This window comes from Vallitalea sp. (assembly GCF_025211055.1).
In the GTDB taxonomy this organism is placed as follows: domain Bacteria; phylum Bacillota; class Clostridia; order Lachnospirales; family Vallitaleaceae; genus Vallitalea.
This window is the reverse complement of the sequence record NZ_JAOARO010000065.1, coordinates 1-11369: the sequence shown is the minus strand read 5'-3', so window position 1 is coordinate 11369 and position 11369 is coordinate 1. Positions and strand designations below refer to the sequence as shown.

The 11369-nt window shown below is 29.7% G+C and carries 9 protein-coding genes and 1 riboswitch; all 9 genes read left to right on the top strand.

From position 1 onward, the window contains the following. The first annotated feature begins 161 nt into the window (after window positions 1–161). The 9 genes from N4A55_RS09470 (at window position 162) to hcp (ending at window position 11214) form a co-directional block, all read left to right on the top strand. Entirely contained in the window at window positions 162–1862 is a 1701-nt protein-coding gene (locus N4A55_RS09470) for a glycoside hydrolase family 3 protein (protein WP_293755470.1), read from the top strand. Window positions 1863–2101: 239 nt separating this feature from the next. After that, window positions 2102–3331 (top strand): ABC transporter substrate-binding protein, encoded by a 1230-nt coding sequence (locus N4A55_RS09465; protein WP_293755468.1) that lies wholly within the window; start codon window positions 2102–2104, stop codon window positions 3329–3331. A 17-nt stretch (window positions 3332–3348) separates the two neighbouring features. Continuing rightward, window positions 3349–4053, top strand: a complete 705-nt coding sequence (locus tag N4A55_RS09460) for a GTP-binding protein (RefSeq protein ID WP_293755466.1) — start codon at window positions 3349–3351, stop codon at window positions 4051–4053. Continuing rightward, window positions 4043–5095: an ATP-binding cassette domain-containing protein gene (locus tag N4A55_RS09455; RefSeq protein ID WP_293755464.1), complete on the top strand. Its 1053-nt coding sequence runs from the start codon at window positions 4043–4045 to the stop codon at window positions 5093–5095. Before N4A55_RS09460 ends, N4A55_RS09455 begins: the two co-directional genes overlap by 11 nt. A gap of 194 nt (window positions 5096–5289) precedes the next feature. Continuing rightward, entirely contained in the window at window positions 5290–6114 is an 825-nt protein-coding gene (locus tag N4A55_RS09450; protein ID WP_293755462.1) for an undecaprenyl-diphosphate phosphatase, read from the top strand. A gap of 306 nt (window positions 6115–6420) precedes the next feature. Further along, window positions 6421–6506, top strand: a riboswitch (cyclic di-GMP riboswitch). A 187-nt stretch (window positions 6507–6693) separates the two neighbouring features. Beyond that, a complete protein-coding gene (locus N4A55_RS09445; RefSeq protein ID WP_293755460.1) occupies window positions 6694–7470 on the top strand; it encodes a hypothetical protein in 777 nt (258 codons plus the stop codon). A 36-nt stretch (window positions 7471–7506) separates the two neighbouring features. Continuing rightward, a complete protein-coding gene (locus N4A55_RS09440) occupies window positions 7507–7866 on the top strand; it encodes a hypothetical protein (protein WP_293755458.1) in 360 nt (119 codons plus the stop codon). A 256-nt stretch (window positions 7867–8122) separates the two neighbouring features. Next, entirely contained in the window at window positions 8123–9337 is a 1215-nt protein-coding gene (locus N4A55_RS09435; protein WP_293755456.1) for a hypothetical protein, read from the top strand. A gap of 236 nt (window positions 9338–9573) precedes the next feature. After that, entirely contained in the window at window positions 9574–11214 is a 1641-nt protein-coding gene (hcp, locus tag N4A55_RS09430) for a hydroxylamine reductase (protein ID WP_293755454.1), read from the top strand. Window positions 11215–11369 lie beyond the last annotated feature (155 nt).

The window sequence follows — 11369 nt, the reverse complement described above, 5'->3', positions numbered from 1 at the left end:
ATATATTTCATAATCAAGGCGCGAAGCGCACATTTTTCGATGAATATGTCAATGGTTTTTGACAAAAAAGTGGGGGGTTTTAATAAAAAGGAATCTAGAAGCGTTGAATTTACTGGCTTAGAGATTCCGAGAGAATATTAGTACGATAGGAGGAAATTATAATGATAGATTTAAAAGGTAATCCGTTTTATTTAAAAGATGAAGATATAGGATGGGTTAAGGATACACTTGAAGGCATGGATTTAAAAACTAAGGTAGGGCAGCTTTTTGCTCCTATTGGTTTATCAGATAATGAAGATTATTTAAAACACATGGTAAAAGATATTAAGATAGGAGCTATTATGTTCAGACCGGGTACTGGAGAAGAAGTACATAATGCACATAAAATCTTACAAGAAAATTCAGAAGTACCATTATTGGTTGCAGCCAATCTAGAAACTGGTGGAACCGGTACGGCTATAGATGGTACATTGATGGGTACACAAATGCAGGTAGCTGCTACTGATAATGAAGAAATGGCATATAAACTTGGAGTTATCTGTGGTAGAGAAGCTAGTGCAGTAGGTTGTAACTGGGCATATGCACCTGTCATAGATATTGATTATAACTGGAGAAACCCGATAACCAACATAAGGACATATGGATCAGACCCAGAAAGAGTATTAAAAATGGGTAAAGCGTATATGAAAGGTATTCAAGAAAATGGAGGCTGTGTTTCAATTAAACATTTCCCAGGTGATGGAGTTGATGAAAGAGACCAACACCTATTGACAACAATCAATTCTCTATCAGTTGAAAAATGGGATGAAACATATGGTAAAGTATATAAAGGATTGATTGATGAGGGAGCTCGTACAGTTATGGTTGGGCATATTATGCAGCCTGCGTATTCAAAAATGCTTAGACCTGATATAGAAGATGATGAAATAATGCCTGCAACATTAGCACCAGAACTTCTTAAGGGACTACTAAGAGAAAAATTAGGATTTAATGGAATGATTGTTACAGATGCAACACCTATGGCTGGATTTACAATGCCTATGAGTAGAGAAAAAGCAGTACCTTATTCTATTGCAGCAGGGTGTGATATGTTCTTATTCAATAAGAGCTTGGAAGAAGATTTTGAATTCATGATGCTAGGGATTGAAAACGGTATCTTGACAGAAGAAAGAATTGATGAAGCTGTTACAAGAATATTAGCAACAAAGGCGTCATTAGATTTACATAAGAAAAAACAAGAAGGGACATTGATTCCTAAGAAAACAGAGCTAGAGATATTACAATGTGAAGAACATATTCAGTGGGTAAAACAATGTGCAGATCAATCAATCACATTAGTAAAAGATTCACAACAGTTATTACCACTTTCATTAAAAAAACACAAAAGGGTACTGCTATTTGTTCTAGGTGATGAAATGAATCATTTTGGTGGTTCTAATAAGCATAGGCTATTTAAAGAATTGCTTGAAAAAGAAGGATTTGATGTTACAATATTTCAAACAGAAGGACTAACAATGAGAGATATGGAACAATCAGTGGCGAGCTTTAAAGATAACTATGATGTTGCTCTTTATTTTGCCAATATTGCAACATACAGTAACCAAACAGTAGTAAGATTAACATGGGCAGCTCCAATGGGTATTAATGTTCCGTGGTTCATACAAGATTTGCCTACAGCATTTATCTCTGTAGCCAATCCATATCATTTAATGGATGTACCACAAGTTAAAACATTCATTAACGGTTACACAAGTAGTAAAGATGTTATTGAAGCAGTAATAAATAAAATGTTAGGTAGATCTGAATTCAAAGGGATCAATCCTGTTGATCCATTCTGTGGACAATGGTTAGCAAAAATATAGAAAAGGGATAAAATGCGTGACTGCTACTACATTAAAGCGTTGTCACAACAAAAAATAAAATGACTAAAACTTATTAAACCCTCACATTATAAGTGTAAGGGTTTAGTAAGTTTTTTTATGCTAAATTTTATTTGGTAACATATGATACAGCTAAAATAATAAATAATAGTATAATAAATAATAAGTTAATGATAAAATAGAATTATTTATTACCATATATAATTGAAAGGAAGGATATTATGACAAAATATTTTAATGTAAATGATTCATTATATGATATTACAGAACGTTATCCTGAGACCATAGATTTATTTGAATCAATAGGATTTGAAGGAATGCAAGACGAAAAACAAAGGAAATTGATAGGAAAATCGATAACTCTTGAAACAGCATTGAAGATGAAAAAAATAAATCTTTATGTATTTACCGAGAATCTTGTAGATGCGATAAATCATAACAAAGCTATAAATGATGAAACTGATAAAGTTACTAATAATAATGCTGACATAAAAATTGAAGGAATTTTACCTTGCCCAGTGAGAATACCACTAATGGAATCTTTCAATAAATGGATGGAAGGCACTGGTAATAAACTAGGTACTAAAATGGAGTATGAATTAAAAGCAGCATCCATGGGAGTAGATTGGTTAAAAGAATCATTAGAGAAAAATGAAGATGAAGATGTTTTATCAGATATATTCATATCAGCAGGATTTGATTTATTTTTTGACAAAAAACTAATTGGCAAATGGGCTTCAAAAGGTGTTTTTGAAGATATAACCAAAATGAAACATTATAATAAGGAATTTGATAATGAAGAAATATCTCTAAAAGATCCTAATAATAATTATTCAATAATAGGGGTAGTGCCAGCAGTATTTTTAGTAAATATAGAAGAGTTAGATGACAGAGATATGCCAAAATCATGGGAAGATATATTAAAACCAGAGTTTGAGAATAGTATTAGCCTGCCAATTGGCGATTTTGATTTATTTAACGCCATATTATTGAATATTCATCAAAAATATGGGGAAGAAGGATTGAGAAAACTAGGAAAATGCCTATCAACAGGAATGCATCCTTCTGAAATGGTAAAATCCCATAGAAAACAAGATAAACCAGTTGTTACAATAATGCCTTATTTCTTTACTAAGATGATTAAAAATGAAGGGCCTATGAGACCTATATGGCCATCAGATGGAGCTATAATAAGTCCGATATTCTTACTATCAAAGAAGAGCAAAAAAGATATGTTAGAACCAGTTGTTGATTTTTTTGCTTCAAAAGAAGTAGGAGAAATCTTATCACATAACGGTAAGTTCCCAAGTGTTAATCCCCAAGTGGATAACATGATATCAATGGAACATAAATATATGTGGTTAGGTTGGGATTATATATACAATAATGATATGGGTGAATTAATAAAAAGATGTGAAAGTATATTCAATGAAAATATAGAAGTTAAATAGAGAGGAAGGTGATAAATATGAATCTAGTTACTATTTCCGGACCTCCATCTTCAGGCAAGACATCAGTGATTCTTAAAACAATTGGTGCTCTTCAAAAAAGAGGATTATCAGTAGGTGTAGTAAAATTTGACTGTCTCTATACAGATGATGATATATTATATAAAAAAGCAGGAATACCTGTTAAGAAAGGTTTGTCTGGTTCTCTTTGCCCGGACCATTACTTTGTCAGTAATATTGAAGAAGTTGTTAAGTGGGGGATAAAAGAAAACTTGGATTTATTAATTACTGAGAGTGCAGGACTTTGTAATCGTTGTTCGCCATATATTAAGGATATCAAAGCAATTTGTGTAATTGATAATCTTAGTGGGATAAATACTCCTAAGAAAATAGGACCAATGTTAAAATCTGCTGATATAGTTGTAATTACCAAAGGTGACATTGTATCACAAGCAGAGCGGGAAGTGTTTTCTTCAAGAGTTAATTCTGTTAATCCAAAAGCCGTTACAATGCATATCAATGGGTTAACTGGACAAGGTGCATTTGAATTAAGTACTCTACTATATGACGAAGAAATTGATACACGTACAGTAAAAGGGAAAAAATTAAGATTCTCAATGCCATCAGCACTTTGTTCATACTGTTTAGGTGAAACTAGAATAGGTGAGGATTATCAAATGGGTAATGTAAGAAAAATGAAATTAGGTGATGAAGATGATAAATAGAGATAAACTTAATAAACTGACAATTAATGAAATAGAAAATAAATATCCCTTTATTATAGCGTTCTTTGCTGATAATAAACTAGAGATTGATGATTATAGAGATGAGACTTTTATAAGTTTCCTAGAACATTTTTCAGAAGAAGAAAGAGAAGAATGGGCTATAGACACAACCAAATTGACTGATGATATAATTGTATATATTAATACTATGTTAGATTTTCTAGGTATCAAAGAAGAAAAAGCAGTTGATTCATTAACAATTATAGCTGGATATGATAAATTCGGACAAAAAGAAAATTTTGATAATATCACTATTAATAAAAGTGAGATCATATCTATTGTTGGTCCAACAGGTTCAGGTAAAAGTAGATTATTAGCTGATATAGAATGGACAGCTAATGAAGATACCCCAACAGGTAGAGCAATCCTAATCAATGGTGAAAAACCAGATAAAAAATGGAGGTTTTCATCAGGCAATAAATTAGTGGCACAACTATCACAGAACATGAATTTTGTAATGGATCTAACTGTCAGTGAATTTCTTGAACTACATGCAAAAAGTCGTATGGTTGAAAATGAAGAAAAAGTAATAAATAAGATTATTGAAGCTGCTAATAATCTAGCAGGAGAATCTTTTGACCTTAATACGCCTATCACTAGCCTAAGTGGTGGACAATCTAGAGCTTTGATGATAGCGGATACAGCTATTCTAAGCACGTCCCCTATTGTATTAATAGATGAAATTGAGAATGCTGGTATTGATAGAAAAAAAGCACTGGGTCTTCTTGTCAGCAAAGAAAAGATTGTATTAATGGCAACTCATGACCCTAGTTTGGCACTTATGGCTGATAAGAGAATAGTTATAAGAAACGGTGGTATATATAAGGTTATAGAAACAGGAAAAGAAGAAAAAGCTATGCTGCAAGAATTAGAAAAGATGGATAAAGTCATTAAAGGATTAAGAACTTCACTTAGAAAGGGAGAAATAATTAATTATAATGACAATATAAGTAATAAAAATATTTATGAAAGTATCCATTGACAAGAACTTATTTATCTAATAGAAAAGTTGCTACGGAATGAGGTGTAGCTTCTTTTTTTATAGAATATTAATAAACTTAAGGTTTTTTTAATGCTTATCTTGTTGCGCATGTGACTTGATTTAATGTATAATTGAAGAAATGTATTATTTTTACAACATAGAACAAGCTATTTACTCAGGAGGAAGTTTTTTATATGGATATTATTGAGATATTTAAAGCATTGATTATTGGTATCGTAGAGGGAGTTACAGAATGGTTGCCAATAAGCAGTACAGGTCATATGATTCTAGTTGATGAATTTCTTAAGTTAAATATGTCAGAAGCTTTTAAGAAAATGTTTTTCGTTGTAATTCAGCTAGGGGCAATAATGGCAGTTGTGGTTATTTTCTGGAAGAAGATTTTTCCCTTTTCGTTTAAACAAAGACAATTTATTAAAAAAGATACTATTCTTTTATGGGTAAAGATTGTCATTGCATGTATTCCAGCAGGAATCGTAGGTATATTATTTGACGATAAGATGGATGAATTATTCTATAACTATCAGACAGTTACTATTACATTGATATTATATGGTATATTATTTATTATCATAGAGAAATGGAACAAAGGCAGAACTTGTAAAGTTAATGATATTTCTGAGCTTACTTATCAGACAGCACTTATAATAGGTTTGTTCCAAGTACTATCACTAATTCCAGGAACTTCACGTTCTGGAGTAACCATATTAGGAGCAATACTTATAGGAACATCAAGAACTGTAGCCGCTGAATTTACATTTTTCTTGGCTATGCCAGTTATGTTTGGTGCAAGTATAATCAAGATACTAAAATTCGGTATTGAATTTACAAGTTTAGAATTATTAGTTCTTTTAACAGGAATGATAGTTGCTTTTGTAGTTTCAATATTAGCTATCAAATTCCTAGTAGGATATATCAAAAAACATGACTTTAAAGTATTCGGCTGGTACAGAATTGTGTTAGGAATTATTGTAATCCTATATTTTACAATCTTGAAATAAATAGCATTTTCATCACTCTTAGTTATGTTTAATATAAGAGCAGTACAATATAGTAATTAATATTAAATGATATAGATGAATTTATTTGAAGGGTAATAATTAATAAACACAATGTATTAAGATAAAGAGATAAATAGAAATAGTGCTTTATTAGTATAAATTATCTATATTGAGATAGACAATTAGTAATAATTATAAATTAAGTTAGAATTACAAAAAAAGGTGATCGGGAAAATTTATTCTATAAAATAAATTGAAAACAAAGAATAATAATGTTATAATAACACCAGTATTAAATATTGTTTGTTTAAATAATAGCAAACCTATTGAAAAATAGGGACGCAAAGCTATGGGTCTAAGGGATTATATTCTAAGACTGCCAGGTTGCCGTACAATAATTTTTTGGCAGCCACTATTATTAGTAGCTGTTTTTTGTTGGACTAGTAACGTTATGCGAAATGTTATATCAGTACTTTTTTATATTAAAGAATCTTCCTGCCATAAGAATATAGTATATTTTATCATTTCTTGGATGAATTATTTTATTTGTTTAATTGAATAGTTGAAAGAGGGGAAATAATGAAAGAAAAAGAAGTTTATTATGATAAAGTATTTTTAGTAAGATTTTTGGAACAATTAAATATAGAATTAGAGTATAAGCGATTAGATAGTAAAAATGAAGAATTGATTGCTGAAGCAGCAAAATGTCTTGCTGAAACTTTTGCGGGGGTAACAGTAAAGAAAGAAACAATATCTGAACCAATGGTACAGGCTGTTCACTTATCATTTGAGGATTTTAATGAATTTGTTTATAGTTACATGAAAAATGTTGTAGAACAAGGATTGTGTTATATAGCTATAAACAGAAAGAACAATAGAATCATAGGTGTATTAGCATGTGAAGATTTTGACCCCGATGGAGAGGTATCACCATTTACAGATAATTTAGAGCCCATGAATAAAATCTGTGAATTGCTTGAAGTACTTGATAAGAGGTTTTTGGATACTATTTATTACAAAACAAATAAAAAAATTAAAAAGAATGATTTTGTACATATGTTTATGATTGGTGTTAAGTCAGATAAGTTAAAAAAAGAAATTGCAAAAGACTTAGTGAAAATCTGTCAGGATGATGCAATAAAAAGAGGTTATAAAGGCATGTTTCTTGAAGCTACCAATATTAAATCTGCTACATTGATATCAAAATATTTTGAATTTAAGCTTGTTCATGATAAAAAAGGGATGCTTATACATACAAATTATGCTGAGACCGAACATTTTAAAGAAGTACCACCTGAAAAATCATTGGATTGTAAATTATTCTATAAAACACTTGACCCAGAATATGATATTTAATATTAAATAACAAAACATGTACTAGGAGGTATACATATGTATAAAATTAACGTAGATTCAAGTAAAAAATTAGTATCTTTAGTAGCTGATGGGATGTTCACATTAGATGAAGCTAAAGATTGTTTGAAAGAATATGAAAGCAAATTAAAAATGATTAATGTAAATGAGTACGTATTTTTAGTAGATGCAAGAAAGCAATCAACTTCTACACCAGAAGTAGGAGAAGTATTAACATTAGCACTAAATAAATATTTAGAAACACCATTTAAAAAGAGATATTACGTAAAACTTGATTCAGTTATTGCTATGTCACAATTAAAAAGACTTGGTGGAACAGAATTTATTAATAAATTTCAAATAGTTGATACACCTGAAGAAGTAATTAATAGTCTATAAATCTTATTGACTAATATATAATATTTATTATTAACAAGAATATATAATAAATCCAGAGATAAATATTTTTCTCTGGATTTGTTTTGCTTCGAATAAAATTATGAGTTATTTAATATAGAAATAAAAACATTACTAAATATATAGTTAATTATGATAAATTACAAACTGATGTCAAATAAATAATTGATTTACAATATACTTAACATGGTTTATAATTAATAGTGACAAAAAAAGACAATATATGGAGGTATATAGTATGAAAAAAATATCAGTAATAATAGTGTGTGCATTATCTGTTATGTTAATATTTGTTGGATGTGATTATAATGAGAGTAAATTATATAATGCATTTAAGAAATCATTAGAAGTCACTTCAAATGAAAATGATACAGATATTTCAATAACATTAGTGACAGAAGGATTTTCAGAAGAAGAGCAGTCAAGTATTGATTCAGTTAAAATGTTATTACAGGATTCCAAGATTAACATTCACACAAAATTACAGCAAAACAAACAAAAGACATCAAGAAAAATGTATGTAGACACCAAATTTGTTTTTGGTGGGATTGGTATGGGAGTAGAATATTGGGCAGATCATAAAATGTCACAAAAGAATTCTAAATCCCTACAAGTAATAAAATTACCATCTATAATGATGCTTCCACCTAATCAGGAGTTAGCTGGTAAGCAATATCTTGTAATTAATCAAGAAAATAATGAAGATATTATTTATGATAGTAAATTAGTATTAGAGTTACAAGATAGATTTAAGAAATTCTTAAAAGACTATGCTTTACAATATAAACCTAATTTAAAATTAGTAAAGAATAAAGGAAGAAAAACAATTGATGGTAAGACAGCATATGTTTATGAACTATCATTAGACAACGAGTCACTAAGTAAGTTAATAAATTATTCAGCTAATAATTTATTAGATAATAAAGAAGCGGTTGAGTTCTTCAATGAATATATGGATATTATCTCAAAGATGATTAACAAGCCTGAAGAAGAAATCAAAAAAGTTAAAGAAGAAATTGATAGTTTTATTGAGAATCTAGATGAAAATAAGCCTTTATTAAAAGAAAACATTAATGCCTTTACAGATAAATTATGCAAATGTAATTTATTAGGTGAAAAAGGTATAGTTATAGAATATGCTATTAATAAAGATGGTTATATTGTTAACGAATCAGGTGTAATAGATTTGAATATAGATATTGCTAATATAAAAAAAGTTATGGCTGTAAGAGATAAATTAACTAATCAAAAATTTGATGATGAAGATAGTTTATATGATGAAGTATCTGGAGTTATTAAATTAGATCTTGAATTCAATAAAAAAATATATAATATAAATAAAAAAGTTGAAATTGATATACCTAAATTGACTAAAGAGAATTCAGTCGATATAAATGAAATAATGAAAGCTAGAAATGAAAAATATAGTCAAATGTATCAAAAAGATATCTAAAAAAGGGTAATAAATTATCAACGTAATAACTAAAAAAATAAATACATTAAAAGATGATTCTTGTATATAACAGGATCATCTTTTTTTGTTAAAAATTTCTCATTGGTAACATACGTTACAGAAATCTATTCAACCCCATGTTATACTTTAGTCACTGGTTAACCAAAACCAAAAAAAACACAGAAAGCAATTAAACAAAAAATAAATTTTTTAAATCGAAAGGAGATTTGCCTACTATGTTTTGTTATCAATGTCAAGAGGCTGCAAAGGGAACTGGATGTACATTAGCAGGAGTTTGTGGTAAAAAATCAGAAGTCGCTAATCTACAAGATTTACTTATCTATACTATGAAGGGAATTTCAATATTAGCTAATGAAGCTAGAAAAGTTGAGATTAATCTTAACCAAGTAAATGAATTAATAATAAATGGATTATTCATGACAATAACAAATGCTAATTTTGATGAAAATGTATTTTATAAGACAATAAGAGAAGGACTAATACTAAGAGATGAATTAAAGAATAAATTAGAAGAAAAAGGTATTGTTCTTGATGATTTACATGATAGCGTTACATGGACAGCAGATTCAAATAGTAAGATAGAAGCAAAAGCAGATAGCGTGGTTGTAGGTGTACTAGCAACTGAAAATGAAGATGTTCGTTCATTAAGAGAATTAATAACATATGGAGTAAAAGGTATGGCTGCTTATGCACATCATGCTTATAACTTAGGTAAAGAAAATAATGAGATATATACATTCATTACTAAAGCATTAGCTGCAACACTTGATGATACATTAAGTGCAGATGATCTAGTGGCACTAACTCTTGAAACTGGAAAATATGGTGTGGATACTATGGCAATGCTTGATGATGCAAATACTTGTACTTATGGTAATCCAGAAATCACAGAAGTAAATATAGGTGTAAGGAATAATCCTGCTATATTAATATCAGGTCATGATCTTAGTGATTTGGAACAATTATTAGAGCAGACTAAGGAAACAGGTGTTGATGTATATACACATAGTGAGATGTTACCTGCTCATTACTATCCTGCATTCAAGAAATACGATAATTTCGTAGGAAACTATGGAAATGCTTGGTGGAAACAAAAAGAAGAAATTGAATCATTTAATGGACCAGTGTTATTTACTACTAATTGTATAGTACCTCCAAAGGCAAATCATATGGATAGAATATATACAACTGGAGCTTCAGGATTCCCAGGATGTAAACATATTGAAGCTGATGAAAATGGTAAAAAAGATTTCACTGAGATTATAGAACATGCTAAGAAATTAGATTCTCCTACTGAAATTGAAACAGGATCAATAGTTGGTGGATTCGCACATGCTCAAGTTTTTGCACTTGCTGATAAAGTTGTTGAAGCTGTTAAGACTGGAGCAATCAAGAAATTTTTTGTGATGGCTGGGTGCGATGGAAGAATGAAGTCAAGAGATTATTATACAGATTTTGCTAAACAATTACCTAATGATACAGTTATTCTTACAGCTGGTTGTGCAAAATATAAGTACAATAAATTACCTTTAGGTGATATAGGTGGAATTCCTAGAGTATTAGACGCTGGACAATGTAATGATTCATATTCACTTGCTGTCATTGCTCTCAAATTAAAAGAGGTATTTGAACTTAATGATATCAATGAATTACCTATTGCATATAATATTGCTTGGTATGAGCAAAAAGCAGTAATAGTGTTATTAGCTCTATTGCATCTAGGTGTGAAAAACATTCACTTAGGTCCTACACTTCCTGCGTTCTTGTCACCAAACGTAGCTAAAGTATTAGTAGAAACATTTGGTATCGGTGGTATTACTAACGTAGAAGATGATATAAAAATGTTCCTACAATAAAATATAATGAATATAATGGGGCTGTCGTTAAATAGCGATATTTGAGCTCTTAAATAAGAAATAAGTAAACCCCGCAAGATTAAGCTGTTTTGTAAGCTTATAATTCTTGTGGGTTTCTCTTTTGCTCTTATTACTTTCTATTACTTGCTTATTTT

Bases quoted from the DNA above. Each gene is read 5' to 3' on its own strand.
- N4A55_RS09470 (WP_293755470.1), top strand. From the start codon at position 162: ATGATAGATTTAAAAGGTAATCCGTTTTATTTAAAAGATGAAGATATA.
- N4A55_RS09465 (WP_293755468.1), top strand. From the start codon at position 2,102: ATGACAAAATATTTTAATGTAAATGATTCATTATATGATATTACAGAA.
- N4A55_RS09460 (WP_293755466.1), top strand. From the start codon at position 3,349: ATGAATCTAGTTACTATTTCCGGACCTCCATCTTCAGGCAAGACATCA.
- N4A55_RS09455 (WP_293755464.1), top strand. From the start codon at position 4,043: ATGATAAATAGAGATAAACTTAATAAACTGACAATTAATGAAATAGAA.
- N4A55_RS09450 (WP_293755462.1), top strand. From the start codon at position 5,290: ATGGATATTATTGAGATATTTAAAGCATTGATTATTGGTATCGTAGAG.
- N4A55_RS09445 (WP_293755460.1), top strand. From the start codon at position 6,694: ATGAAAGAAAAAGAAGTTTATTATGATAAAGTATTTTTAGTAAGATTT.
- N4A55_RS09440 (WP_293755458.1), top strand. From the start codon at position 7,507: ATGTATAAAATTAACGTAGATTCAAGTAAAAAATTAGTATCTTTAGTA.
- N4A55_RS09435 (WP_293755456.1), top strand. From the start codon at position 8,123: ATGAAAAAAATATCAGTAATAATAGTGTGTGCATTATCTGTTATGTTA.
- hcp (WP_293755454.1), top strand. From the start codon at position 9,574: ATGTTTTGTTATCAATGTCAAGAGGCTGCAAAGGGAACTGGATGTACA.